The sequence below is a fragment of the Sphingomonas sp. AP4-R1 genome (assembly GCF_013113735.1).
Lineage (GTDB): Bacteria > Pseudomonadota > Alphaproteobacteria > Sphingomonadales > Sphingomonadaceae > Sphingomonas_I.
In genome coordinates this window covers 792,898-817,870 of sequence record NZ_CP053346.1, presented here as the reverse complement: position 1 = coordinate 817,870, position 24,973 = coordinate 792,898, and the positions used below count along the sequence as shown (strand labels likewise).

Sequence of the window (24,973 nt, the reverse complement as noted above, 5' to 3'; positions counted from 1 at the left end):
CTCACGAGTCCCCTAACTCCAAGTCGCCTTCTCTGAATGCTTCGTGCCCCAGAGTGACGCGGGCAGCAAGTTTGCGCTTCCTCGATTGACGAAAGCGGGCCCGAAGAGGCATCACCGCGCAGGTTCACGGCGTTTGAGGGGCAATGCTTGTGAAAATCGGCAGAAAATCCGCATTTTTTGCGTCCGCGATCACGTTTGCGGGGATCGCTGCCCCGCCTGCCACGCAACAAAAGGTGACCGGGCCGGTCGCCGTTTACTGGGTGAGCGCCGCCACTTCGAGCGGGTTCGGCTTCGGCGGGCTCGGATCCGGCCAGAAAAAGCCTTCGATGGGCGACATCATGTCGATGATGCGCGGCGGTGGAAGTCGGCCGATCCATCTGCTGGAACTGGCGCTCGGCTCCAGCCGCACCGCGCCCGCGCCCGATGCGAATCACCTGCCCGGCACGGGCCCGGCGCTCCCGCTCGTCACGCCCACGCAGGGCCCGCCCGCCCGGCAGGCGGAGGAAACGCGCGACCAGCCCGACATCAAGGAACCGCCCAAGGCGCGCATCCTGATCTACTGGGGCTGCGGCGAGAAGGCGCCGGCCGGCCAGCCTTTCGTGCTGGATCTTTCGAAGATCATGGCCGGCCAGCCCATGCCGCGCCTGCCCTATGTGACGGTCCACCACCAGAATCCGCCGACGGTCGGCCGCTATGCCACGTTCGGCGGCTGGCCCAACGCCAGGTCGCGCGACCAGCAGGTGCCGCAGAGCCTGCTCGGCAGCCATCAGGTGAAGGGCAATTATTCGCCCGACATCGCCTTCATCCTGCCGCCCGGCAAGGACTGGATGCCGCCGCTGCAGCTGGACGCCGCGGGCAAGAGCCCCGGCGGCGGCACGATCCTGCGCTGGCAGGCGATTCCCGCCGCCACCGGCTATTTCGCCACCTTGTTCGGCGGGGCGGCCGAGGGCGGTCGCGAGGACGGCGCGACGATCGTGATGTGGAGTTCCAGCGGCGTGCAAGTGTTCGCCGATCAGGGGCTGCTCGACTTCCTCGCGCCGGCCGAGGTGAAGCGGCTGATCGATCAGAAGGTGGTGATGCCGCCCGCGACGACGCAATGCGTCGTGCCTGCGGAGGTGACGACTCAGGCGCGCTCGGGCATCGTCTCGATGATCGCCTATGGCGACGAGGCCAATTTCGCCGATCCGCCGCGCCCGGCCGACCCCAAGGTGCCGTGGAACATCAGCTGGACCACCAAGGTGCGGTACAAGTCCACCACGGGGCTGATTCTCGGCATGCCAAGCGGGCCGGCCGGCGACGAATCCAATCGCGGGCGCGATGCGATCGAGGGGCAGCGGCCGCCGGAACAGTCGAAAAAGAAGGGCGGCCTGTTCAACAAGCTGAAGGGGGCGGTGAGCCCGTTTTGAGGGCGGAGCGGCCTGCGCACCGGCGTATTCCTGCGAACGCAAAACTCCAGGGCAGCAGGCGTCGCATTTGAAGCTCTGGGCTCCTGCGTTCGCAGGAGCACGGCGGATCTCTGAAAGCCGCAGGGCAGCCGAAGAGCGAGAACTCGGCGCCTTTCGCATCCCCAGGGGACTCAGGTTGACCGGATCGGTCCCTCCGCCTATAGGCCGCCACCGTTCGAGGCCGGTTCTCCGGCGCCGGATGCATGAACATTGCCGTTGCTTGCAGGGCACCAAGGCGATCGGAACCGATCGTCTGGGGCCTTCCGTGCATTTCTTCGATCTGCGGTGTCTTCGGACATGAAGCGGGGCGAGCGCGGTAAAGTAACCCTAAGATGAGGTGAAGGGCTTCAATGCCGACAATTAACCAGCTGATCCGCAAGGGTCGCGAGCCGCAGAAGGCCAAGTCCAAGGTCCCTGCGATGGAGCAGAACCCGCAGAAGCGTGGCGTTTGCACCCGCGTCTATACGACGACCCCGAAGAAGCCGAACTCGGCGCTCCGCAAGGTGGCCAAGGTTCGTCTGACCAATGCCCGCGAAGTCATTTCGTACATTCCGGGTGAGGGTCATAACCTGCAGGAGCACTCGGTGGTGCTGATCCGTGGCGGCCGCGTTCGCGACCTTCCCGGCGTCCGCTATCACGTGCTGCGCGGCGTGCTCGACACCCAGGGCGTCAAGAACCGCAAGCAGTCCCGCTCCAAGTACGGCGCCAAGCGTCCGAAGTAAGCCGATCGGCCCGGTTCGCCTCCAGCTTCGCTGGGGCTGCCGGCCAGTCCGATCATCCAGGCTGAAGCATTAGAAGGAAAATCAGATGGCACGTCGTCGTCGTCCCGAGAAGCGCGAGATCCTTCCCGATCCGAAGTTCGGGGATATCATTCTCTCCAAGTTCATGAATTCCGTCATGCTCGACGGCAAGAAGTCGGTCGCCGAGACGATCGTCTATTCGGCCCTCGAAACCGTCGAGACCCGCGCCAAGCGCGAGCCGATCGGCGTGTTCCATGACGCGCTCAACAACATCCGTCCGGGCATCGAGGTCCGCAGCCGCCGCGTCGGCGGCGCGACCTACCAGGTCCCGGTCGAGGTTCGCCCGGAGCGCTCGCAGGCTCTGGCGATCCGCTGGCTGATCGCCGCCGCCCGCGGCCGTTCGGAGCACACCATGTCGGCGCGCCTTTCGGGCGAGCTGCTGGATGCGGCGAACAATCGCGGCAACGCGGTGAAGAAGCGCGAAGACACGCACCGCATGGCGGAAGCGAACCGCGCGTTCAGCCACTACCGCTGGTAACATTGTCGCTCTAGCAGCGACGACCTACATCTGGGGAGCCGGCGCCGTCGGCTCCCCATACGCTTAAGGAAAGCCCGATCATGGCCCGCAGCCATCCGCTCGAACGATATCGCAACATCGGCATCATGGCGCACATCGATGCCGGCAAGACGACCACGACCGAGCGTATCCTGTATTACACCGGCAAGTCGTACAAGATCGGCGAGGTCCATGAGGGCACCGCCACGATGGACTGGATGGAGCAGGAGCAGGAGCGCGGGATCACGATCACGTCCGCTGCCACGACCTGTTTCTGGAAGGGCGAGGACGGCAACGGTCTCGAGCACCGCATCAACATCATCGACACCCCCGGCCACGTCGACTTCACGATCGAAGTCGAGCGTTCGCTGCGCGTGCTCGACGGCGCGGTCGCCTGCTTCGACGGCGTCGCCGGCGTGGAGCCGCAGTCCGAGACGGTGTGGCGCCAGGCGGAGAAGTACAAGGTTCCGCGCATGTGCTTCGTCAACAAGCTGGACCGCACGGGCGCCAGCTTCGAGCGCTGCGTCGACATGATCAAGGATCGTCTGGGCGCCCGCCCGGCCGTCCTGTATCTCCCGATCGGCATCGAGGGCGGCTTCAAGGGCCTCGTCGACCTGGTCGAGAATCGCGCGATCGTGTGGCTCGAAGAGTCGCTGGGCGCGAAGTTCGAATATCAGGCGATTCCGGACGATCTGGCCGATGCCGCCGCGACCGCGCGCGCCGAGCTGATCGAAATGGCCGTCGAGCAGGACGACGCGGTCATGGAAGCCTATCTGGAGGGCAATGAGCCCGACGTGGCGACGCTGAAGAAGCTGATCCGCAAGGGCACGCTGAACTTCTCGTTCGTGCCGGTGCTGTGCGGCTCGGCGTTCAAGAACAAGGGCGTGCAGCCCCTGCTCGACGCCGTGATCGACTATCTGCCGAGCCCGCTCGACATTCCGCCGGTCCAGGGCCTGAAGCTCGACGGCGAGACGCCCGATTCGCGTCCGGCAGAGGATACGGCGCCGATGTCGGCGCTCGCGTTCAAGATCATGAACGATCCCTTCGTGGGCACGCTCACCTTCGCCCGTATCTATTCGGGCAAGATGGAAGCCGCCACGACCGTCACCAATTCGGTGAAGGACAAGAAGGAAAAGGTCGGTCGCATGCTGCTGATGCATGCGAACAGCCGCGAGGACATCCAGGAAGCGTTCGCGGGCGACATCGTCGCTCTGGCGGGCCTGAAGGACACGACCACGGGCGACACGCTCTGCGCGTCGAACGCGCCGATCATCCTGGAGCGCATGGAGTTCCCGGATCCCGTGATCGAGCTTTCGGTGGAGCCGAAGACCAAGGCCGACCAGGAAAAGATGGGCGTCGCGCTCAATCGTCTGGCGCGCGAAGATCCCTCGTTCCGCGTGTCTTCGGACAATGAGAGCGGCCAGACCATCATCAAGGGGATGGGCGAACTCCATCTCGAGATCCTGGTCGACCGCATGAAGCGCGAGTTCAAGGTCGAGGCGAACATCGGCGCTCCGCAGGTCGCCTATCGCGAGTCGCTGAGCCGCAAGGTCGACATCGACTACACCCACAAGAAGCAGTCGGGCGGCTCGGGCCAGTTCGGCCGCGTCAAGATCACGGTCGAGCCGGGCGAGCGCGGCCAGGGCGTGATCTTCGTCGACGAGGTCAAGGGCGGCAACGTGCCGCGCGAGTACATCCCGTCGGTGGAAAAGGGCATTCGCGAGATCGCGGCGACGGGTGTGAAGATCGGCTTCCCGCTGATCGACTTCACCGCGACGCTGACGGACGGCGCCTACCACGACGTCGACTCGTCGGCGCTGGCGTTCGAAATCTGCGCCCGCGGCGCGATGCGCGAAGCGGCCCAGAAGTCCGGCATCAAGATTCTCGAGCCGATCATGAAGGTCGAGGTCGTGACGCCGGAAGATTATCTGGGTGACGTGATCGGCGATATGAACAGCCGCCGTGGCCAGATCCAGGGCACCGACAGCCGCGGCAACGCACAGGTCGTCGAGGCGATGGTGCCGCTGGCGAACATGTTCGGCTATGTGAACCAGCTCCGCTCGTTCACGCAGGGCCGCGCGCAGTACACGATGCAGTTCAGCCACTATGACGAAGTCCCGGCCAACGTGGCCGAGGAAGTCGTCGCGAAGCTGGCGTAAGCAGCGCTTGCCTTTGGGAAGAACTCCCGCAAGGCTGGCGTAACTCAAAAAAGCTGTTATGGGCGCACCCCGTTTGGCGGTGCGCCCGTCATTCCCATCAGATTCGAAGCAAGGTAGGAAACATGGCGAAGGCGAAATTCGAGCGGACGAAGCCGCACTGCAACATCGGCACCATCGGGCACGTCGATCACGGCAAGACGTCCCTCACGGCCGCCATCACCAAGGTCCTCGCCGAAACCGGCGGCGCGACCTTCACCAGCTATGCCAACATCGACAAGGCTCCCGAGGAGCGCGAGCGCGGCATCACCATCTCGACCGCGCACGTCGAGTATGAGACCGAGCAGCGCCACTATGCGCACGTCGATTGCCCGGGCCACGCCGATTATGTGAAGAACATGATCACCGGCGCCGCGCAGATGGACGGCGGCATCCTCGTCGTGTCCGCGACCGACGGCCCGATGCCGCAGACCCGCGAGCACATCCTGCTCGCCCGTCAGGTCGGCGTGCCGGCTCTGGTCGTGTTCATGAACAAGGTCGATCTGGTCGACGACGCCGAGATCCTGGAGCTTGTCGAGCTCGAGATCCGCGAGCTGCTCTCGTCCTACGACTTCCCGGGCGACGACATCCCCGTCATTCCGGGTTCGGCCGTGTGCGCCCTCGAGGACAAGCAGCCCGAGATCGGCCATGACGCCGTTCTGAAGCTGATGCAGGCTGTCGACAGCTACATCCCGCAGCCGGAGCGTCCGCTGGACAAGCCGTTCCTGATGCCGATCGAAGACGTGTTCTCGATCTCGGGTCGCGGCACGGTCGTCACCGGCCGCGTCGAGACCGGCATCGTCAAGGTTGGCGAGGAAGTCGAGATCGTCGGCCTCAAGGACACCCGCAAGACCACCGTCACGGGCGTCGAGATGTTCCGCAAGCTGCTCGACTCGGGCCAGGCCGGCGACAACATCGGCGCGCTGCTCCGCGGCGTCGGCCGTGAGGACGTCGAGCGCGGCCAGGTTCTCTGCAAGCCGGGCTCGATCAAGCCGCACACCCAGTTCTCTTCGGAGGTCTATGTCCTCTCGAAGGAAGAAGGCGGCCGTCACACGCCGTTCTTCGCGAACTACCGTCCGCAGTTCTACTTCCGCACGACCGACGTGACGGGCGAAGTGGTTCTGCCGGAGGGCACCGAGATGGTGATGCCCGGCGACAACGTGCAGCTCGGCGTGAAGCTGATCGCACCGATCGCGATGGAAGAGGGCCTGCGCTTCTCGATCCGTGAAGGCGGCCGCACCGTCGGCGCCGGGGTTGTCGCGTCGATCACCGCGTAATATAGGCGTCAGCCTCAATGAGCCGGCCGATTCTCTTCGGAGAGTCGGCCGGTTTGCTTTTAATGAGAGGTCGTTCCGCCGCCCACGAGGGCGGGGCATCGGCCCAGGCTCTTTCGCATTGGTAGGAATCCCATGGACAGCAACATCCGCATTCGCCTGAAGGCGTTCGACCATCGCATTCTCGACCAGGCGACCGGCGAGATCGCCGACACCGCTCGCCGCACCGGCGCGCTGACCCGTGGCCCGATTCCCCTGCCGACGCGCATCGAGAAGTTCACGGTCAACCGTGGCCCCCACATCGACAAGAAGAGCCGCGAGCAGTTCGAGGTGCGCACCTACAAGCGCCTCCTCGACATCGTGCAGCCCACCCCGCAGACGGTCGACGCGCTGATGAAGCTCGATCTCGCCGCAGGTGTTGATGTCGAGATCAAGTTGGCGTAAGGCGCCAGCACCGCCGGATCGGGTGATTCCCTTTCCGGCGCTTTTAGCTTCCCGCTCTCGTCGTCGACCTTCGGGTCCGCCGCTGCGGTGGAAGTAGAAAGCAAGGATACCGAACGGCCGGTTCCGCAAGGGAGCGTCCGTTGCCTGCGTCCCCGCTTTCGACATTCGGGCGAAGGATCGCCTGTCTGTTGGATATGGCCCTGGCGGGGCACGCAGTTTCACCGGGCCGGGCTTCGCAGCGATGCGGGGCCCTTTTCGTTGGCAAGCCCTGCCCGAGGGATCGGGTTGGGCCTCTGTTGTTGGAAGGAATGGATCATGCGTACAGGCGTGATCGCGAAGAAGGTTGGGATGACCCGGCTGTTCCAGGACGATGGGCGTCATGTGCCCGTCACCGTCCTGCAGCTGGAAAGCGTCCAGGTCGTCGCGCGCAAGGAAGTCGAGTCGGACGGTTATGTGGCCGTTCAGCTGGGCGCCGGCACCGCGAAGGCGAAGAATGTCGCCAAGCCGCAGCGCGGCCACTTCGGCAAGGCCGAGGTCGAGCCCAAGGCGTTCGTCGCCGAGTTCCGCGTCTCCGAGGATAACCTCCTCGACGTTGGCGCCGAGCTTTCGGCCGAGCATTTCGTCGCCGGCCAGTATGTCGATATCCAGGGTCGTACCCAGGGTAAGGGCTTCCAGGGCGGTATGAAGCGCTGGGGCTTCGGCGGTCTGCGCGCGACGCACGGCGTTTCGGTCTCGCACCGTTCGCTCGGTTCGACCGGTCAGCGCCAGGATCCGGGCAAGGTCTTCAAGAACAAGAAGATGGCCGGCCACATGGGCGACCGTAACCGCACGCAGCAGAATCTCGAGATCGTCCGCACGGACGCCGAGCGCGGCCTGCTCTTCATCAAGGGTTCGGTTCCGGGCTCGAAGGGTGGCTGGCTCCTCGTGAAGGATGCCGTGAAGGAGCCCGCCCACAAGGATGCTCCGAAGCCGGCCGGCCTGAAGGTCGCCGCCAACAGCAACCCCGCTCCGGTCGTCGAGACGCCCGAAGCCGCCGAAGGCCAGGAGGGCTGATCATGAAGATTCAGGTCAAGAACCTCGACGCCGCATCGGCTGGCGACATCGAGCTCAACGACGACGTGTTCGGCCTCGAGCCGCGCGCGGACATCCTGCACCGCGTCGTGACGTGGCAGCTCGAGAAGCGTCGCGGCACCGCCCGCGGCACCCGCGAGCGTGCGGACGTCGCGCGGTCGGGCAAGAAGCTCGGCAACCAGAAGGGCGGCGGTTCCGCCCGTCACGGCGATCGTCGCGCTCCGGTGTTCATCGGCGGCGGCAAGGCGCACGGCGCCCGCGTCCGTGATTTCAACCCAGGCCTCAACAAGAAGGTCCGCGCGCTGGGCCTGAAGATGGCCCTGTCGTCGAAGGCCAAGGACGGCAACCTGATCATCATCGATGGTCTGGACGTCGCCGAGGGCAAGACCAAGGCGCTGTCGGCCAAGCTGGCGACGCTCGGCTTCGGCACGAAGACGCTGGTGATCGACGGCGAGGCGCTGAACATCTCGTTCGCGCGGGCTTCGTCGAACCTCAAGGGCATCAACCTGCTGCCCGCGATCGGTGCCAACGTCTATGACATCCTGAAGCATGACACGCTGGTGCTGACGCGCGCCGCGGTCGAGAAGCTGGAGGCGCGCTTCAATGGCTAAGCAGCAGAAGGGCGCGATCGACATCCGTCATTACGACGTGGTGCTCGCTCCGCACATCACCGAGAAGTCGACCCTGCTCTCCGAGCATAATGCGGTCGTGTTCAAGGTCGCCGAGAAGGCTACCAAGCCCGAGATCAAGGCGGCCGTCGAGGCGCTGTTCGGTGTGACCGTCACCGGCGTCAACACGATCGTGTCGAAGGGCAAGACGAAGCGCTGGAAGGGCGAAGCCTACAAGCGTTCCGACAGCAAGAAGGCGATCGTGACGCTGGCGGACGGCCAGTCCATCGACGTGACGACGGGGATCTGAGTCCATGGCACTCAAGCATTATAACCCGACCAGCCCGGCCCGTCGCGGCCTGGTGCTCGTCGACAAGTCGGGCCTGTGGAAGGGCAAGCCGGTCAAGGCGCTCGTCGAGGGCAAGCGCAAGTCCGGCGGCCGCAACAACATGGGTCACGCCACGGCGCGCGGCATCGCGGGCGGCCACAAGCAGAAGTATCGCTACGTCGATTTCAAGCGCCGGAAGTGGGATCAGCCCGCGACCGTCGAGCGTCTCGAGTACGATCCCAACCGTTCGGCCTTCATCGCTCTGGTGAAGTATGAGGACGGCGAACTGGCCTACATCCTGGCGCCGCAGCGTCTCGCCGCCGGTGACGTCGTCGTCGCCGCGAAGAAGACGGACGTGAAGCCCGGCAACGCGATGGAAATCGGCCAGGCTCCGGTCGGCACGATCGTCCACAATGTCGAGATGAAGCCCGGCAAGGGTGGTCAGATCGCACGCGCCGCCGGCACGTACGCTCAGATCGTCGGCCGCGACAAGGGCATGGTGATGGTTCGCCTGAACTCGGGCGAGCAGCGCTACATCCGCGCGGATTGCATGTGCACGGTGGGCGCGGTGTCGAACCCCGACAACGCCAACACCTATCTCGCCAAGGCCGGCCGCACCCGCTGGCTCGGCAAGCGCCCGCTGACCCGCGGCGTCGCCAAGAACCCGGTCGACCATCCGCACGGCGGTGGTGAAGGCCGGACCTCGGGCGGCCGTCATCCGGTCACCCCGTGGGGCAAGCCGACCAAGGGTCATCGTACCCGTCACAACAAGTCGACCGACAAGATGATCATCCGGTCGCGTCATTCGACGAAGAGGAAGGGCTAAACCATGGCTCGTTCAGTCTGGAAGGGCCCGTTCGTCGAACTGAGCCTGCTCAAGAAGGCCGAATCCGCCCAGGAATCCGGTGCGCGTGCGCCGATCAAGACCTGGTCGCGCCGGTCGACGATCCTGCCGCAGTTCGTGGGGCTGACCTTCAGCCTCTATAACGGCCGCAAGTTCGTTCCCATCGCCGTCAACGAGGACATGGTCGGGCACAAGCTCGGCGAGTTCGCGCCGACGCGCTACTTCCCCGGCCACGCCGCGGACAAGAAGGGCAAGCGCTGATGTCGAAGCCTGCATCCCCCCGCAAGGTGGGCGACAAGGAAGCCCTTGCCGTCAACACCTCCGTGCGCGGTTCGCCGTACAAGCTCAATCTGGTCGCGGGCCTGATCCGCGGCAAGAAGGCCGGCGACGCGCTCAACATCCTCACCTTCTCGAAGAAGGCGATGGCTGTGGAAGTCCGCAAGACGCTCGCCAGCGCGATCGCCAATGCCGAGAACAACCACAATCTCGATGTGGACGCGCTCGTCGTGCAGGAAGCATCGGTCGGCAAGGGCCTCGTCATGAAGCGCTTCGCCACCCGCGCCCGCGGCCGCTCGGCCCGGATCGTGAAGCCGTTCAGCCGGATCCGCGTCGTCGTGCGCGAGCAGGAAGAAGCATAATGGGTCAGAAGTCCAACCCGATCGGCATGCGGTTGCAGATCAACCGCACCTGGGACAGCCGCTGGTTCGCCGAAGGCGAGGCCTATGGCCGCCTTCTGCTCGAGGATCTCAAGATCCGCGCCTACATCTTCAAGAACCTGCCCTCGGCAGCGATCTCGAAGGTGGTGATCGAGCGTCCGGCCAAGCTGTGCCGCATCTCCATCTATGCCGCACGCCCCGGCGTGATCATCGGCAAAAAGGGCGCGGACATCGAGAAGCTGCGCAAGACGCTCGGCAAGATGACCGGTTCGGACGTGAGCCTGAACATCGTCGAGATCCGCAAGCCGGAGATCGACAGCAAGCTCGTCGCTCAGGGCGTCGCCGACCAGCTCGAGCGCCGTATCGCTTTCCGTCGCGCCATGAAGCGCGCCGTTCAGTCCGCTCTGCGCCTCGGCGCCGAGGGCATCCGCATCACCTGCGCCGGCCGTCTGGGCGGCGCTGAGATCGCGCGGACCGAATGGTATCGCGAGGGTCGCGTTCCGCTGCACACGCTGCGCGCGAACGTCGATTATGCGGAAGCCGAAGCGCACACCGCCTACGGCGTCTGCGGCGTCAAGGTCTGGATCTTCAAGGGTGAGATCCTCGGCCATGATCCGCTCGCGCAGGACCGCCTGATGATGGAAGCGCAGACTTCCGGAGTTCGTCCGGCGCGCTGAGGCTGAAAAGCCCTGCCGCCTTATCGGCCGCCCGCGAGACGGGCGGTGTTTGAAGGTTAGAGAACATGCTGCAACCGAAGCGCACCAAGTTCCGCAAGGCCCACAAGGGCCGCATCCACGGCGACGCCAAGGGCGGAACCGCGCTCAATTTCGGCGCCTTCGGCCTGAAGGCCATGGAGCCGGATCGCATCACGGCCCGTCAGATCGAGGCGGCTCGCCGCGCGATCACGCGTCACATCAAGCGCCAGGGTCGCCTCTGGATCCGCATCTTCCCGGATGTGCCCGTTTCGTCGAAGCCCGCCGAAGTCCGCATGGGCTCCGGTAAGGGTGCGCCGGAATTCTGGGCCGCCCGCGTAAAGCCCGGCCGCATCCTGTTCGAGCTGGACGGCGTTCCCGGCCCGCTCGCCCGCGTCGCTTTCGAGCGCGCGATGGAGAAGCTGCCGATCAAGACCAAGGTCGTCGCCCGTCTGGGCGAGTCCGTGCACGAGGCTGTGTAAGTCATGGCGAAGATTTCGGATCTCAAGGTCGCGACCGACGACCAGCTCTCGACCCAGCTCTCCGAGCTGAAGCGCGAGCAGTTCAACCTGCGCTTTCAGGCGGCCACCAACCAGCTCGAAAAGCCGAGCCGGGTGAAGGAAGTCCGTCGCACGATCGCGCAGATCAAGACGCTGCAGACCGAGCGCACCCGCTCGGCTGCCAAGTAAGGAGCCACACGATGCCGAAGCGCGTGCTGACGGGCACTGTGGTGTCCGACAAGACCGACAAGACGATCGTCGTGCTCGTGGAGCGCCGGGTCAAGCACCCGCTCTACGGCAAGATCATCAAGCGGTCGAAGAAGTATCATGCCCATGACGAGGGCAACACGTTCAAGGAAGGCCAGACGGTCCGCATCGAAGAGTGCGCACCGATCTCGAAGCTGAAGACCTGGACTGTTGTCGGCGCCGTGGACACCCACGCCACCCCCAACCACGCATAAAGGAAGGACTGAACCATGATCCAGATGCAGTCCAACCTGGACGTCGCCGACAATTCGGGCGCCAAGCGCGTCCAGTGCATCAAGGTGCTCGGCGGCTCCAAGCGTCGTTTCGCTTCGGTGGGTGACGTGATCGTCGTCTCCATCAAGGAGGCGGCTCCGCGCGCCAAGGTCAAGAAGGGCGACGTTCACCGCGCCGTGATCGTCCGCACCGCGAAGGACATCAATCGCGCCGACGGCTCGACCATCCGCTTCGACGGCAATGCCGCCGTTCTCATCAACAAGAATAGCGGGGAGCCGATCGGCACCCGTATCTTCGGGCCGGTCGTGCGCGAGCTGCGCGCTGCGGGCCACATGAAGATCATTTCGCTCGCGCCCGAGGTGCTGTGATGGCCGCTGCCAAGATCAAGAAGGGTGACCGCGTCGTCGTCCTGTCCGGTAAGGACAAGGGCCGCACCGGTGAGGTGACGAAGGCTTTGCCGAAGGACGGCAAGGTGATCGTTTCCGGCATCAACGTCGCGACCCGTCACCGCAAGCCGAGCCAGGAAAACCCGCAGGGTGGCCTGGAGCGCCGTGAAGCGCCGATGCACGTCTCGAAGGTCGCGATCGCGACCGCCGACGGCAAGCCGACGCGCGTCCGTTTCGAGACCCAGGACGGTAAGAAGGTCCGCGTGGCCGTCAAGACCGGGGAGAAGATCGATGGCTGAAGCCAAGAATGTGAAGCCCCGTCTTCACCAGATGTATGACGAGAAGATCGTCAAGGCGATGACCGAGAAGTTCGGTTACACCAATCCGATGCAGGTGCCCAAGCTCGAGAAGATCGTGCTGAACATGGGCGTCGGTGAGGCGACGCAGGACAAGAAGAAGGTCGAGCAGGCCGCCAACGAGATGACGCAGATCGCCGGCCAGAAGGCGGTCATCACGAAGGCGAAGAAGTCGATCGCGCAGTTCAAGCTGCGTGAAGGCATGCCGATCGGCTGCAAGGTCACGCTGCGCCGCGAGCGGATGTACGAATTCCTCGACCGCTTCGTCACGATCGCGCTGCCGCGCGTCCGCGACTTCCGCGGCCTGAGCGACAAGTCGTTCGACGGCCGTGGCAATTATGCGACCGGCCTGAAGGAGCAGCTGATCTTCCCGGAAATCAGCTACGACAAGGTCGACAACATTCGCGGCATGGACGTGATCGTCCAGACCAGTGCCCAGACCGACGAGGAGGCTCGCGAGCTTCTCCGCCTGTTTGGCTTCCCGTTCCCGCTGCCCCAGACCGACGAGAAGAAGGCAGCGTAATTGTTTCCCGCCGCCGGCCTGGCCGGCGGCTCTAAGGACTTAAGTCGATGGCGAAACTGAGTTCGATCAACAAGAACGAGCGTCGCAAGAAGCTCGTGAAGCAGTATGCGGGCAAATATGCCCGGCTGAAGGCGATCGCGGACGATGAATCTCTGGACGAGACGGAGCGCCTGATCGCGCGCCTGAAGCTGGCCGAGATTCCGCGCAACGCGAATCCGACCCGCATTCGCAATCGCTGCGAAGTCACCGGGCGTCCCCGTGGCGTCTATCGCAAGTTCAAGCTCGGCCGCGTCATGCTGCGCCAGCTTGCCACGCGGGGGATGATCCCCGGCGTCGTGAAGTCGAGCTGGTAAGGTCGCAAAGATATGTCGATCAACGATCCCCTGGGTGATTTGCTCACCCGCATTCGCAACGGCCAGCGCGCGCGCAAGGACTCGGTCCTTTCGCCGGCGTCGAAGCTGCGCGCCCGCGTGCTCGACGTTCTCCAGCGCGAGGGCTACATCCGTGGCTATTCGGAAGAGCAGCTCGGCGACCACCCCGGTCTCCGCATCGAGCTGAAGTATTTCGAGGGCCAGCCGGCCATCCAGCACGTCGCACGTGTCTCGAAGCCGGGCCGCCGCGTCTATTCCGGTTCGCAGGGTCTGCCCCGCGTCCGCAACGGCCTCGGCATGGTCATCGTCTCGACGCCGCGTGGCGTTCTGTCCGACGCGGAAGCGCGCGACCAGAATGTCGGCGGCGAAGTGCTCGCGGAGGTGTTCTGATGAGCCGCATCGGCAAGAAGCCGGTCCTGGTTCCGGCCGGCGTGACCGCCAGCCTCGAAGGCAAGGACGTTTCGATCAAGGGCCCCAAGGGCACCCTGACGATCCCGAAGGCGGACGAGATCAGCTATGAGCTCGTCGACGGCGGCATTTCGGTGCAGCCGGCCAACGAGACGAAGCGCGCCCGCTCCTTCTGGGGCATGCAGCGCACGCTGGTGCAGAACCTGATCACCGGCGTGACGGACGGCTTTTCGAAGCAGCTCCTGATCACCGGCGTCGGTTACCGCGCGAACGTTCAGGGCAAGAACCTGAAGCTGCAGCTCGGTTACAGCCACGATGTCGATTACGCGATCCCGGAAGGCATCACGATCGCCACCCCGGATCAGACGACGATCAACATCTCGGGTATCGACAAGCAGAAGGTGGGTCAGGTCGCCGCCGAGATCCGCCGCTGGCGCAAGCCCGAGCCGTATAAGGGCAAGGGTATCAAGTACGCGGGCGAGTTCATCTTCCGCAAGGAAGGGAAGAAGAAGTAATGGCCAAGGGTCTCTCTCTCTTCGAACGCCGCCGGCGTCGTGTTCGCACGGCGCTGAGGGCGAAGGGTTCGCTGCGTCCCCGTCTGTCGGTGCATCGTTCGGGCCGCCATATCTATGCGCAGGTGATCGACGATGCGGCGGGCAAGACCGTCGCTTCGGCCTCGACCCTCGAGAAGGATGTGCGCGACGTGTCCGGCGCGAACCTCGGCGCTGCCGAGGGCGTGGGCAAGCGCGTCGCCGAGCGTGCGGCTGCCGCCGGCGTCACCAAGGTGGTGTTCGACCGCGGTGGTTTCCTCTTCCACGGCCGGGTGAAGGCGCTCGCCGATGCCGCCCGCGAAGGCGGACTGGAGTTCTAAATGGCTGACGAAGTTCAGAACGAGGTCGCCGTCGAGGCGACCGCACCCGCGGGCGACGCGCCGCAGCGTGAGGGCCGTGGCCCCCGTGGCGGCCGTGGCCGTGGTCCCGGCGGCGGCAACAACCGCGACGGCCGTGGTCGCAACGATCGCAACCGCCGCGACAATAATCGCGACGAGGGCGGCGAGGAGCTGGTCGAGAAGCTGGTTCACATCAACCGCGTCTCGAAGACGGTGAAGGGCGGCAAGCGCTTCGGTTTCGCGGCGCTGGTCGTCGTGGGCGATGGCGCCGGTCGCGTCGGCTTCGGCCATGGCAAGGCGCGCGAAGTGCCGGAAGCCATCTCGAAGGCGACCGCCTCGGCGAAGAAGGCGATGATCCGCGTCGCTCTCAAGGATGGCCGCACGCTGCATCATGATGGCCTCGGCCATTTCGGTGCGGGCCGCGTCACCGTCCGCTCGGCCCCTCCCGGCACCGGCATCATCGCCGGCGGCCCGATGCGCGCCGTGTTCGAGAGCCTGGGCGTCCACGACGTGGTCACCAAGTCGGTCGGCACCAGCAATCCCTACAACATGATCCGTGCGACCTTCGAGGCGCTCGCTGAGCAGACGAGCCCGCGTGCCGTCGCCCAGCGTCGCGGCAAGAAGATTGCGGACCTGCTGCGCCGTGGCGGCGCTTCGGCCGAAGTCGCCGAAGCCGACGCCGCCGCGATCGTGGAGTAAGCGACATGGCGACGATCAAGCTGACCCAGACGGGTTCGCCGATTCGCCGGACCAAGGATCAGCGCGCGACGCTGATCGGTCTCGGCCTCAACAAGATGCACAAGACCAGCGAGCTGACCGACACCCCCGAGGTGCGCGGGATGATCAAGAAAGTCCAGCACATGGTGAAGGTCGAGGGCTGAGCCCTCTTCCGACCCTGCGTTGAAAAGAGAAAGCCGGTCCGGGTTCGCCCCGGGCCGGCTTTTCTTTTGGCTGCGGTATGGGCTCCGGGATAGTCCGGACAAAGCGACCGTCCTTGCGAGCGCAGCGAAGCAATCCAGCTCCTCGCGTTCGGGACTGGATTGCTTCGCTGCGCTCGCAAGGACGATCCCTGCCGGAGGCGATCGGGCTACGTCACCGGAGCCGCGCTTGCAGGACGGCTACAGAGCGCTGCAAGCGGTACGCCGCCCGGATCAGGCCGCTGCAAACCGGCGACTGAGGAAGCGTCGGACGGGGCGGTCGTAAACGGCGTCGGCGACGAGCGCGATCGCGGTCAATACCGCAAGGAAACCGAGCTCGAACGCCAGACCATGTTCGACGAACGCGAAGTGATCCAGAAACGGCGTCTGGAGCGCATAGATCGCATAGGAAGCGACGCCCAGCTTGGAGCAGATCGGCTCCATCCAGCGCGGCGGATCCCCCAGCGAGAGCGCGACCAGCAGAGGGAAGGCGATCAGGACGGCGCCCGCGTCGTAAAGCGCGGGATCGCCGGCCGGACGAAACGCGAAAACCAGCAGCAGGATGATCGCCGAAAGCCCGGCCGGCAGGGAGAAACCGGGTAGCCGCCCCCGGCGGTGGAGATGCTCGATTCCCACGCCGCAGAAGAAGCCGAAGACGACGCGGCCCATCCCGCCCGGGAAGGTCGCGTACAGGCCGCCGATATTGAGCCCCCCATAATGCACGCTGCTGGAAAGCAGGAGCAGCGCACCCACGCCGACGAGAGCCGCCAGCGCGGCCCTGCTCAGCCGCCGGATGAGGAGCGCGTAGGCCAGATTCGCGGCCAGTTCCCAGAAGAGCGACCAGGCGGGGTTGTTGAGTGGGAAGACGACGCCCGGAGCGACGGAGACGGCGTTCGGTGTCGGCAGGAAGAGGGCGGCGAAGGCGAGGGACGAGACAGCGGCTTCGATCGGGAAGAGCGCCCCGTGGCCGGAGAGGCGCTTGGCGACGACCAGCGCCAGCATCAGCAGCGTGCCCAGGATATAGAGCGGATAAAGCCGGATGATGCGGAGCCGGAAGAAGGCCGAAGCGCTCAATCGCCCCGATCGCAATCGGCCGTCATAGGCATGGCTGATCACGAATCCGCTGAGGACGAAGAACAGATCCACCGCGAGCGGGCTGGCCGGCAGCCAGCGATCCAGGATCCCGCCGAGGTGATGGCCGACGACGGCGAGCGCGGCGACGGCACGCAGCAGATCCAGAATATGAAAGACGCGCCGTTGATCGTCCTGCCGAACCCCCATGCGCGTATTGCCCCATTTTCGTGCCGTCCCGGTGAAGCATACACGGCGCGCATGTCTCCACAAATGCGCGGGCCTACTTCCGGAGTCGCCGCCGGGCTTGGCAGGCCGGCCGGGATAGGCTAGGGGCGCCGGCTTCCCAATCCGCGCGAACATAGCGAAAGCGAGTGCACGATATGAAACTGAACGACATCACCGACAACAAGGGCGCGCGCAAGAGCCGCGTCCGCGTGGGCCGCGGCATCGGCTCGGGCGTCGGCAAGACCGCCGGTCGCGGCCAGAAGGGCCAGAAGAGCCGTGAGGGCGTGTCGATCGCCGGCTTCGAGGGCGGCCAGATGCCGCTCCACATGCGTCTGCCGAAGCGCGGCTTCAACAACATCTTCGCCAAGGATTATGCCGAGGTGAACCTGGGCGCGATCCAGAAGCTGGTCGATGCGGGCGCGCTCGCCACCGACGGCGTGATCGATCATGCCGCGCTGAAGGCGGCCGGTGTCGCCCGTGGCGGCAAGGACGGCGTCCGCGTGCTGGCCAAGGGCGAATATTCGGCGAAGCTGAACTTCAAGGTCGCGGGCGTTTCGGGCGCGGCCAAGGCGGCGATCGAAGCCGCCGGCGGCTCGGTCAACGTGATCGAGGTGGTTCCGGCCGCCGAGAAGGCCGCTGCCAAGAAGGGCAAGACCCTGGCTGCCAAGAAGGCCGCTCGCGGCTAATTCGCGCGGGGCCTAGTGGCCTTGACCGAAACGGCACTATATGGAGCGGCGCTGGCGGATCATTCGCCGCGCCGCTCCTGTCATTTCTGAAGGTTCGATAGTTCTCCATGGCATCAGCAGCCGAACAACTGGCGTCGAACGCGAGCCTCTCGCAATTCGCCAAGGCCACCGAACTCAAGAAGCGCATCTGGTTCACGCTGGGCGCGCTCGTCGTGTTCCGCCTGCTCTCCTATGTGCCGCTGCCGGGCATCGATCCGCGCGCGCTCGCCACGCTCTTCGATACGACGAAGGGCGGGGTCATGGACTTCTTCAATACCTTCACCGGCGGCGCGCTGACGCGCATGTCGATCGTGGCGCTGGGCGTGATGCCCTACATCACCGCCTCGATCGTGGTGCAGCTGTCCACGTCGCTGAGCCCGCAGCTCGCCTCGATCAAGAAGGAAGGCGAGAGCGGTCGCAAGAAGCTCAACCAATATACCCGCTACGGCACGGTGCTGCTGACGGCGATCCAGGGCTATTTCATCGCGGTCGGCCTGTCCGCCTGGGGCGACAGCGCCGGGCAGACGGCCGTGGTCGTCGATCCGATCCTGTTCCGCGTCACCACCGTGATCACGCTGGTCGGCGGCACGATGTTCCTGATGTGGCTGGGTGAGCAGATCACCAGCCGGGGCATCGGCAACGGCGTCTCGCTCATCATCATGGCGGGTATCGTGGCCCAGCTGCCGACGACGATCGCCACCGCGTTCGAGGCGGCACGCACGGGCGCGTCCTCGCCGATCATGGTGCTGGCGGGCTTCCTGTTCATCATCGCGCTGATCCTGCTGATCTGCTTCATGGAGCGCGCGCAGCGCCGGGTGCTGATCCAGTATCCGAAGCGCCAGACCGCGCGCGGCATGATGCAGGCGGACAAGAGCCACCTGCCGCTGAAGATCAACACCGCCAACGTGATCCCGCCGATCTTCGCGTCCTCGCTGCTGGCGCTGCCGCTGACGATCACGCAGTTCGCGGGCAACCGCATTTCGGGCGAGAGCCGCTGGGGCGATTTCCTGATCACCGTGAACCAGGTGATCGGCCAGGATACGCCGCTGTATTTCGTGCTCTATGCGGCCGGCATCATCTTCTTCAGCTTCTTCTACACGGCCGTGGTGTTCAACCCGGAGGAGACGGCGGACAATCTGAAGCGCTATGGCGGCTTCATCCCCGGCATCCGCCCAGGCAAGAACACGGAAGTCTACCTGGACTATGTGCTCACTCGCATCACCGTGATCGGTGCGGCATATCTCACGCTCATTTGCGTGGTGCCGGAGATTTTCATGCCCCGGCATCTGGTTGGTTTTGGTGGCACGAGCCTGTTGATCGTGGTCAATGTGACCATCGACACGGTGACGCAGATCCAGAGCCATCTGCTGGCGCATCAATATGGCGACCTCATCAAGAAGGCCCGCCTCAAGGGAGGAATGCGTAGATGAAGCTTCTGATCCTGCTCGGGCCCCCGGGGGCGGGGAAGGGCACGCAGGCCCAGTTGCTGATGACGAAGCACGGATTGATCCAGCTTTCGACGGGTGACATGCTGCGTGCGGCCGTGAAGGCCGGCAGCGATGTCGGCCGGCAGGCGGATGCGATCATGAAGTCGGGCGGACTCGTCTCGGACGAGATCGTGACGAAGCTGATCGCGGACCGGCTGGATGACGAGGCGCACGCGCCGGGCTTCATCTTCGACGGCTATCCCCGCACGCAGGCGCAGGCCGAATCGCTCGACGCCCTGCTGGCGGAGCGCGGCCTGAAGCTGGATCATGTGATCGAGCTGGAGGTGGACGAGGATGCCCTGGTCGATCGCATCTCGGGCCGCTTCACCTGCGCCAAGTGCAACGAAGGCTATCACGATCGCTACAAGCTGCCCAAGGTGAAGGGCACGTGCGACGTGTGCGGCAGCCACGAGTTCAAGCGCCGTCCGGACGACAATGCGGATACCGTCCGCACGCGTCTGGCGGAATATCGCGCGAAAACGGCGCCGATCCTGCCTTATTACGATGCGAAGAACCTCGTCGCCCGCGTCGACGGCATGGCGGATATCCACGCCGTGACGGCCGCGATCGACGGTATCATAAGCGAGTCCGCCACCGCATGAGGCGGGCGGGGCGCAACGCTCCTTCCGCCTTGCCCGGAACGGGTCGGGCGCCGCACGCGCGGCGCTTGACTCGGTTCCATCACACACTTACATGCGCGTCCTCCCTCGAAACCGGTTTCCGGCGGCGCTTACGCGTGCGTCGTGTTTTTCCTGTTCGGGGGTTCGAAGCGTCGAGATGGGGTGGCCCGCCAACCGCCCTGTGGAGCAGGAGATAGAAAGACTATGGCACGTATCGCGGGTGTTAATATCCCGACCAACAAGCGCGTCGAAATCGCGCTGACCTACATTCACGGCATTGGCCCGGCCAAGGCCAAGGAAATCACCGCCAAGCTGGGCATCGAGGCTGCGCGCCGCGTCCAGGATCTTTCGGACCAGGAGGTCCTGCAGATCCGTGAAGCGATCGACGCCGGCTACACCGTGGAAGGCGATCTTCGCCGCCAGGTGGCGATGAACATCAAGCGCCTGATGGATCTCGCCTGCTATCGCGGCCTGCGCCATCGCAAGGGTCTGCCGGTCCGCGGCCAGCGCACGCACACCAATGCGCGCACCCGCAAGGGCAAGGCCAAGCCGATCGCAGGCAAGAAGAAGTAAGAGAGAACAGTCCCGGGACTGTTTTCCAACTTCTTCTCCGCCGGAGGCGGACGCTCCCAGAGCCGGCCCCTCCTGCTTCAACAGATTTAGGTCAGGAACTTTTCGATGGCACGCGAACCACAGCGCATCAAGCGGCGCGAGCGCAAGAACATCACGGCGGGCGTGGCCCACGTGAACGCCAGCTTCAACAACACGATGATCACCATCACCGATGCCCAGGGCAACGCCATTTCGTGGTCGTCCGCCGGCATGATGGGCTTCAAGGGCAGCCGCAAGTCGACGCCGTATGCCGCGCAGGTCGCCGCGGAAGACGCCGGCAAGAAGGCCGCGGAACATGGCGTCCGCACCCTCGAAGTCGAAGTGAAGGGCCCCGGTTCGGGCCGCGAGTCGGCCCTGCGCGCGCTGCAGGCGGTGGGCTTCCACATCACGTCGATCCGCGACGTGACGTCGATCCCGCACAATGGCGTTCGCCCCTCCAAGCGCCGCCGCGTCTGATCGTCCTTCCGGCGCCCGCATCCGTGGGCCCGGACACCGCTTTTATGGTCGCGGCGGACGCGTCGCGGCTCAAACCCCAAGGGGAACACCATGGCCGTCAACGCCAAGAATTGGCAGGAACTGAAGAAGCCGATGGGTCTCGAGCGTAAGGCCGGCGGTGGCTCCAAGAGCCGCGCGACCTTCGTGGCCGAGCCGCTGGAGCGTGGCTTCGGCCTTACGCTCGGCAACGCGCTGCGCCGCGTGTTGCTCTCGTCGCTGCAGGGTGCTGCGGTGACCGCGATCAAGATCGAGAACGTGCTGCACGAATTCTCGTCGCTCGCCGGCGTGCGCGAGGACGTGACCGACATCGTTCTGAACGTGAAGCAGGTCGCGCTGCGCATGCAGGGCGAAGGCCCGAAGCGTCTCCAGCTGTCCGCCACCGGCCCGGCCGAGGTGACCGCGGGCGACATCGCCACGTCGGGCGACATCGAGGTCATGAACAAGGATCTCGTGATCTGCCATCTGGACGAGGGCGCCTCGCTCAACATGGAACTCACCGTCCATGTCGGTAAGGGCTACGTCCCGGCCGCGTCGAACCGTCCGGCCGACGCCCCGATCGGCCTGATCCCGATCGATGCGCTGTACTCGCCGGTCCGCCAGGTGGCGTACAAGGTGGAGAACACCCGCGTCGGCCAGGAACTGGATTACGACAAGCTCACGATCACCGTCGAAACCGACGGCACGGTGACGCCCGAGGACGCGCTCGCTTATTCCGCGCGCATCCTGCAGGATCAGCTCCAGCTCTTCGTCCACTTCGACGAAGGCATGGCGGTTTCGGCTCCGGCCGCAGCCCAGCCGATGGCGCCGATCGGCGGTGGCGTGGCCGAGCCGGAAGTCGGCTCGAACCAGCTCAACCGCTTCCTCCTCAAGAAGGTGGACGAGCTGGAGCTGTCGGTCCGTTCGGCCAACTGCCTCAAGAACGACAACATCATCTACATCGGCGATCTGGTTCAGAAGACCGAGGCGGAGATGCTGCGCACGCCGAATTTCGGCCGCAAGTCGCTGAACGAGATCAAGGAAGTCCTCGCCACGATGGGTCTCCGTCTGGGCATGGAAATCCCCGGCTGGCCGCCCGAGAATATCGAGGAAATGGCCAAGAAGCTCGAACAGGAGTTCTGAGAGTTCGGGCCGAAGCGAGACTTCGGCCCGGCTTTCAAACCCGCCGTCCCCTCCGGCTCAAGGCCGGGGTGACGAGATTGAGAATGGGCTTTCGGCGGTGGCCCTCATCACCGCCTGGCTGGGGTTACCTCATACGGGCCCCTGACGAACGAGAAGGAATTACCCATGCGTCATCGCGTCGGCGGTCGTAAGCTTCAGCGCACCGCGTCCCATCGTGCGGCCCTGTTCCGCAACCAGTCCGCTGCCCTCATCAAGCATGAGCAGATCATCACCACGCTCGCCAAGGCGAAGGAGCTTCGCCCCTATGTCGAGAAGCTGGTGACGCTCGCGAAGAAGGGTGGCCTGTCCAACCGTCGTCTGGCCCATGGCCGCCTGATGGACGACGCGCAGCTGGTGAAGCTGTTCGACGTGCTGGCGGCGCGCTATGCGAACCGCGCCGGTGGTTATACCCGCATCATCAAGGCGCCGACCCGTCTGTCGGACGCGGCCGCGATGGCCGTGATCGAGTTCGTCGATCGCGACGTCACCGCCAAGGGCCAGGATTCGGGCCCGGTCGAGGTGCTCGAAGACGCGGCTTGATCGCGACACCCGCTTCGGGTTGAATGGATGAAGGGCCGGGGGCGGAAAGCCTTCCGGCCCTTTTCCGTTTCGAGGCCTCTTCATGCTTTTCCGCCCGGTGCTGCTCGCGATGACCCTGCTTTCCACGTCCCTGCTGTCCGGCGCCACCTCCGCCACCCCGCCGCAGACGGCGGCGCCCTATCCGGCCACCGAACGCGGGACGACGGTAGACCATCCGTTCGGGCTGGCGATCCCCGATCCCTATCGCTGGCTGGAGGCGGACGTCCGCACCGATGCGAAGGTGCGCGCGTGGGTGGATCAGGAAAGCCGGTTCACCGAGGCCTATCTGGCGACGCTGCCGGGCCGCGACGCGATCAAGGCGCGGCTGACCCAGCTCTGGAATTTCGAGAAGTTCGCCGTGCCGCAGATCCGCGGCGATCGCCTGTTCTACCGGCGCAACAGCGGGCTGCAGAATCAATATGTCCTGTACGTGCAGGAAGGGAACGCCGCGCCGCGCGTGCTGATCGATCCCAATCCGTGGGCGCAGGACGGTGCCACCGCGATGGCGGAGTGGGAGGCGTCGAAGGACGGGCGCTATGTCGCCTATGGCGTGCAGGAGGGCGGCACCGACTGGCGCACCTTCCATGTCGTCGAGGTGGCGACGGGCAAGGTGCTGCCCGATACGGTCGAGTGGGGCAAATATACGAACATCGTCTGGAAGGGCGACAGTTCGGGCTTCTTCTACGGCCGCTATGCGGAGCCGGAGGGCGGGCACCTCTACACGTCCGGCACGCTCGACCAGCGCATCTATTTCCACAGGATCGGTACGCCCCAGAGCGACGATCCGCTCGTCTATGACACATCCGATCGGCCCAAACTGACGCACGGGCTGCAGGTGAGCGAGGATGGCCGCTGGCTCGTGATCCTCTCGACCGAGGATGACGTGAAGACCGAGCTGGCCGCGCTCGATCTGTCGCAGCCGGGGGCCAAGGCGCGCATCCTGATCCCCTACGGCGATCATGAGCTGCAATATGCGGGCTCGGCGGGCGACACCCTGTTCGTCGTCACCACCGATGGCGCGCCGCGCAAGCGGATCGTGGCGATCGACGGCACCGCACCCGGCCATCCCGTCGCGACCCCGCTGATCGCGGAGGGGGTGGGCACGATCGATTCCGCCTCGATCGTCGGCCATCGCTTCCTCGTCGTGACGATGGAGGACGCCAAGAGTGTCGTCCGCCGCTACGCGCTGGACGGCAAGGCGGACGGGATCGTCGCGCTGCCCGGCATCGGCACGGCGGCGGGCTTCGCCGAGGATGGCGACGGCCCGATCACCTATTACAGCTTCGCCAGCTACAACCGGCCGACCACCATCTATCGCTACGACGCGGCCGCCAATGCCTCGACCGTGTTCAAGGCCCCGCAGACGCCGTTCGATCCCGGCGAGTATCAGGTGGAGCAGGTCTTCTACACGTCGAAGGACGGCACGCGCGTGCCGATGTTCGTCGCGCACAAGAAGGGGCTGGATCTGTCGACGGGGGCGCCGACCTGGCTCTATGGCTATGGCGGGTTCAATATTCCGGTGCTGCCCGCTTTCTCGGTCGGTTGGCTCGACTGGATGGAGATGGGCGGCGTGATCGCGGTCGCGAACCTGCGCGGCGGCGGCGAATATGGGAAGCCGTGGCACGATGCCGGCAAGCATCTGCAGAAGCAGAATGTGTTCGACGACTTCATCGCGGCGGCGGAAACTCTGATCTCCACCGGCATCACCCGGAAGGAGAAGCTGGCGATCAACGGCGGATCGAATGGCGGCCTGCTGGTGGGCGCGGTGGTCAATCAACGGCCGGATCTGTTCGCGGCGGCGATCCCGCAGGTGGGCGTGATGGATATGACGCGCTTCACCAACTGGACGGCGGGGCGCTTCTGGACGGGCGACTATGGCGATCCCGTCGCGAACGAGGCGGACCTGAAGTACAACCTCGCTTATTCGCCCTATCACACGATCCGCTCGGGCTCGGCCTATCCGGCGATTCTGGCGACGACCGCCGATACGGACGATCGCGTCGTGCCCGCGCACAGCTTCAAATATGCGGCGGCTTTGCAGGCGGCCGACATCGGCCCGAAGCCGCATCTGATCCGGATCGAGACGCGCGCGGGCCACGGCTCAGGCAAGCCCACCTCGAAGGCGATCGAGGAATATGCGGACGTGCTGGCGTTCGCGGCTTACTGGACGGGGCTGGCGCCGCCGGTGGTGAAGTGATCATTCCCCTCCCGCTTGCGGGAGGGGTTAGGGGTGGGCCGACGGATCATAGAAGTCGTGCCGCCGATCGGCCGTCGGACTGCCCACCCACCCCCGGCCCCTCCCGCAAGCGGGAGGG

At 65.2% G+C, this 24,973-nt stretch carries 34 protein-coding genes; 33 read left to right on the top strand and 1 reads right to left on the bottom strand.

The genetic code is table 11. The annotated features are described in order from the left end of the window. The first annotated feature begins 233 nt into the window (after positions 1-233). From HL653_RS03980 to rpmD, 25 genes are all read left to right on the top strand, one after another. Positions 234-1,406, top strand: a complete 1,173-nt coding sequence (locus HL653_RS03980) for a hypothetical protein (RefSeq protein WP_171743365.1) — start codon at positions 234-236, stop codon at positions 1,404-1,406. Between the two features lie 389 nt (positions 1,407-1,795). After that, positions 1,796-2,167: a 30S ribosomal protein S12 gene (rpsL, locus tag HL653_RS03975; protein ID WP_171743364.1), complete on the top strand. Its 372-nt coding sequence runs from the start codon at positions 1,796-1,798 to the stop codon at positions 2,165-2,167. An 85-nt stretch (positions 2,168-2,252) separates the two neighbouring features. After that, positions 2,253-2,723: a 30S ribosomal protein S7 gene (gene rpsG, locus HL653_RS03970; RefSeq protein WP_171743363.1), complete on the top strand. Its 471-nt coding sequence runs from the start codon at positions 2,253-2,255 to the stop codon at positions 2,721-2,723. 80 nt (positions 2,724-2,803) lie between these two features. Further along, complete coding sequence (gene fusA, locus HL653_RS03965; protein ID WP_171743362.1) at positions 2,804-4,900, top strand: elongation factor G; 2,097 nt, start codon at positions 2,804-2,806, stop codon at positions 4,898-4,900. Between the two features lie 122 nt (positions 4,901-5,022). After that, positions 5,023-6,213 carry an elongation factor Tu gene (gene tuf, locus HL653_RS03960; protein ID WP_171743361.1) on the top strand — a complete coding sequence of 397 codons (1,191 nt, stop codon included), beginning with the start codon at positions 5,023-5,025 and terminating at the stop codon, positions 6,211-6,213. Between the two features lie 132 nt (positions 6,214-6,345). Then, positions 6,346-6,654, top strand: coding sequence for a 30S ribosomal protein S10 (gene rpsJ / locus HL653_RS03955; RefSeq protein ID WP_171743360.1), 309 nt, complete (start codon positions 6,346-6,348; stop codon positions 6,652-6,654). A 315-nt stretch (positions 6,655-6,969) separates the two neighbouring features. Further along, the gene (rplC, locus tag HL653_RS03950) at positions 6,970-7,707 is read left to right on the top strand and encodes a 50S ribosomal protein L3 (RefSeq protein ID WP_171743359.1); all 738 of its coding nucleotides are present in this window, start codon (positions 6,970-6,972) and stop codon (positions 7,705-7,707) included. Between the two features lie 2 nt (positions 7,708-7,709). After that, positions 7,710-8,336, top strand: a complete 627-nt coding sequence (rplD, locus tag HL653_RS03945; RefSeq protein WP_171743358.1) for a 50S ribosomal protein L4 — start codon at positions 7,710-7,712, stop codon at positions 8,334-8,336. Beyond that, on the top strand, positions 8,329-8,643 hold the full coding sequence (locus HL653_RS03940) for a 50S ribosomal protein L23 (RefSeq protein WP_171743357.1): 315 nt from the start codon (positions 8,329-8,331) through the stop codon (positions 8,641-8,643). The genes rplD and HL653_RS03940 overlap by 8 nt, the downstream gene beginning before the upstream one ends. A gap of 4 nt (positions 8,644-8,647) precedes the next feature. Then, on the top strand, positions 8,648-9,487 hold the full coding sequence (rplB, locus tag HL653_RS03935; protein ID WP_171743356.1) for a 50S ribosomal protein L2: 840 nt from the start codon (positions 8,648-8,650) through the stop codon (positions 9,485-9,487). A 3-nt stretch (positions 9,488-9,490) separates the two neighbouring features. Continuing rightward, entirely contained in the window at positions 9,491-9,766 is a 276-nt protein-coding gene (gene rpsS / locus HL653_RS03930) for a 30S ribosomal protein S19 (RefSeq protein WP_171743355.1), read from the top strand. Continuing rightward, entirely contained in the window at positions 9,766-10,143 is a 378-nt protein-coding gene (rplV, locus tag HL653_RS03925; RefSeq protein WP_171743354.1) for a 50S ribosomal protein L22, read from the top strand. The genes rpsS and rplV overlap by 1 nt, the downstream gene beginning before the upstream one ends. Further along, positions 10,143-10,838: a 30S ribosomal protein S3 gene (gene rpsC, locus HL653_RS03920; protein ID WP_171743353.1), complete on the top strand. Its 696-nt coding sequence runs from the start codon at positions 10,143-10,145 to the stop codon at positions 10,836-10,838. Before rplV ends, rpsC begins: the two co-directional genes overlap by 1 nt. A 65-nt stretch (positions 10,839-10,903) precedes the next feature. Then, positions 10,904-11,335: a 50S ribosomal protein L16 gene (gene rplP, locus HL653_RS03915; RefSeq protein WP_171743352.1), complete on the top strand. Its 432-nt coding sequence runs from the start codon at positions 10,904-10,906 to the stop codon at positions 11,333-11,335. Positions 11,336-11,338: 3 nt separating this feature from the next. Next, positions 11,339-11,542: a 50S ribosomal protein L29 gene (rpmC, locus tag HL653_RS03910; protein WP_171743351.1), complete on the top strand. Its 204-nt coding sequence runs from the start codon at positions 11,339-11,341 to the stop codon at positions 11,540-11,542. Between the two features lie 11 nt (positions 11,543-11,553). After that, the gene (gene rpsQ / locus HL653_RS03905) at positions 11,554-11,814 is read left to right on the top strand and encodes a 30S ribosomal protein S17 (RefSeq protein ID WP_171743350.1); all 261 of its coding nucleotides are present in this window, start codon (positions 11,554-11,556) and stop codon (positions 11,812-11,814) included. Positions 11,815-11,829: 15 nt separating this feature from the next. Next, entirely contained in the window at positions 11,830-12,201 is a 372-nt protein-coding gene (gene rplN, locus HL653_RS03900; protein WP_171743349.1) for a 50S ribosomal protein L14, read from the top strand. Then, on the top strand, positions 12,201-12,518 hold the full coding sequence (rplX, locus tag HL653_RS03895) for a 50S ribosomal protein L24 (protein WP_171743348.1): 318 nt from the start codon (positions 12,201-12,203) through the stop codon (positions 12,516-12,518). Before rplN ends, rplX begins: the two co-directional genes overlap by 1 nt. After that, positions 12,511-13,098, top strand: a complete 588-nt coding sequence (gene rplE, locus HL653_RS03890; protein WP_171743347.1) for a 50S ribosomal protein L5 — start codon at positions 12,511-12,513, stop codon at positions 13,096-13,098. The genes rplX and rplE overlap by 8 nt, the downstream gene beginning before the upstream one ends. Before the next feature lie 47 nt (positions 13,099-13,145). After that, on the top strand, positions 13,146-13,451 hold the full coding sequence (rpsN, locus tag HL653_RS03885) for a 30S ribosomal protein S14 (RefSeq protein ID WP_171743346.1): 306 nt from the start codon (positions 13,146-13,148) through the stop codon (positions 13,449-13,451). 12 nt (positions 13,452-13,463) lie between these two features. Continuing rightward, complete coding sequence (gene rpsH / locus HL653_RS03880) at positions 13,464-13,859, top strand: 30S ribosomal protein S8 (RefSeq protein ID WP_171743345.1); 396 nt, start codon at positions 13,464-13,466, stop codon at positions 13,857-13,859. Further along, positions 13,859-14,392: a 50S ribosomal protein L6 gene (rplF, locus tag HL653_RS03875; RefSeq protein ID WP_171743344.1), complete on the top strand. Its 534-nt coding sequence runs from the start codon at positions 13,859-13,861 to the stop codon at positions 14,390-14,392. Before rpsH ends, rplF begins: the two co-directional genes overlap by 1 nt. Then, on the top strand, positions 14,392-14,748 hold the full coding sequence (rplR, locus tag HL653_RS03870; RefSeq protein WP_171743343.1) for a 50S ribosomal protein L18: 357 nt from the start codon (positions 14,392-14,394) through the stop codon (positions 14,746-14,748). The genes rplF and rplR overlap by 1 nt, the downstream gene beginning before the upstream one ends. Continuing rightward, positions 14,749-15,465 carry a 30S ribosomal protein S5 gene (gene rpsE / locus HL653_RS03865; protein WP_171743342.1) on the top strand — a complete coding sequence of 239 codons (717 nt, stop codon included), beginning with the start codon at positions 14,749-14,751 and terminating at the stop codon, positions 15,463-15,465. 5 nt (positions 15,466-15,470) lie between these two features. Further along, on the top strand, positions 15,471-15,647 hold the full coding sequence (rpmD, locus tag HL653_RS03860) for a 50S ribosomal protein L30 (protein WP_171743341.1): 177 nt from the start codon (positions 15,471-15,473) through the stop codon (positions 15,645-15,647). Positions 15,648-15,917: 270 nt separating this feature from the next. Here the strand turns inward: rpmD and HL653_RS03855 are convergent, their stop codons facing one another. Continuing rightward, positions 15,918-16,964, bottom strand: a complete 1,047-nt coding sequence (locus HL653_RS03855) for an acyltransferase (RefSeq protein ID WP_171743340.1) — start codon at positions 16,962-16,964, stop codon at positions 15,918-15,920. A gap of 173 nt (positions 16,965-17,137) precedes the next feature. Between HL653_RS03855 and rplO the strand changes: the two genes are divergently transcribed. From rplO to HL653_RS03815, 8 genes are all read left to right on the top strand, one after another. Continuing rightward, the gene (gene rplO / locus HL653_RS03850) at positions 17,138-17,668 is read left to right on the top strand and encodes a 50S ribosomal protein L15 (protein WP_171743339.1); all 531 of its coding nucleotides are present in this window, start codon (positions 17,138-17,140) and stop codon (positions 17,666-17,668) included. A 107-nt stretch (positions 17,669-17,775) separates the two neighbouring features. After that, a complete protein-coding gene (gene secY / locus HL653_RS03845; protein ID WP_171743338.1) occupies positions 17,776-19,137 on the top strand; it encodes a preprotein translocase subunit SecY in 1,362 nt (453 codons plus the stop codon). Further along, entirely contained in the window at positions 19,134-19,796 is a 663-nt protein-coding gene (locus HL653_RS03840) for an adenylate kinase (protein WP_171743337.1), read from the top strand. Before secY ends, HL653_RS03840 begins: the two co-directional genes overlap by 4 nt. Before the next feature lie 222 nt (positions 19,797-20,018). After that, positions 20,019-20,387, top strand: a complete 369-nt coding sequence (rpsM, locus tag HL653_RS03835) for a 30S ribosomal protein S13 (protein WP_171743336.1) — start codon at positions 20,019-20,021, stop codon at positions 20,385-20,387. Between the two features lie 105 nt (positions 20,388-20,492). Further along, positions 20,493-20,882, top strand: a complete 390-nt coding sequence (rpsK, locus tag HL653_RS03830) for a 30S ribosomal protein S11 (RefSeq protein ID WP_171743335.1) — start codon at positions 20,493-20,495, stop codon at positions 20,880-20,882. 90 nt (positions 20,883-20,972) lie between these two features. Further along, positions 20,973-22,040, top strand: coding sequence for a DNA-directed RNA polymerase subunit alpha (locus tag HL653_RS03825; protein WP_171743334.1), 1,068 nt, complete (start codon positions 20,973-20,975; stop codon positions 22,038-22,040). A gap of 165 nt (positions 22,041-22,205) precedes the next feature. After that, entirely contained in the window at positions 22,206-22,619 is a 414-nt protein-coding gene (gene rplQ / locus HL653_RS03820; protein WP_171743333.1) for a 50S ribosomal protein L17, read from the top strand. 82 nt (positions 22,620-22,701) lie between these two features. After that, positions 22,702-24,855 (top strand): prolyl oligopeptidase family protein, encoded by a 2,154-nt coding sequence (locus tag HL653_RS03815; protein WP_253717507.1) that lies wholly within the window; start codon positions 22,702-22,704, stop codon positions 24,853-24,855. The last annotated feature ends 118 nt before the right edge of the window (positions 24,856-24,973 follow it).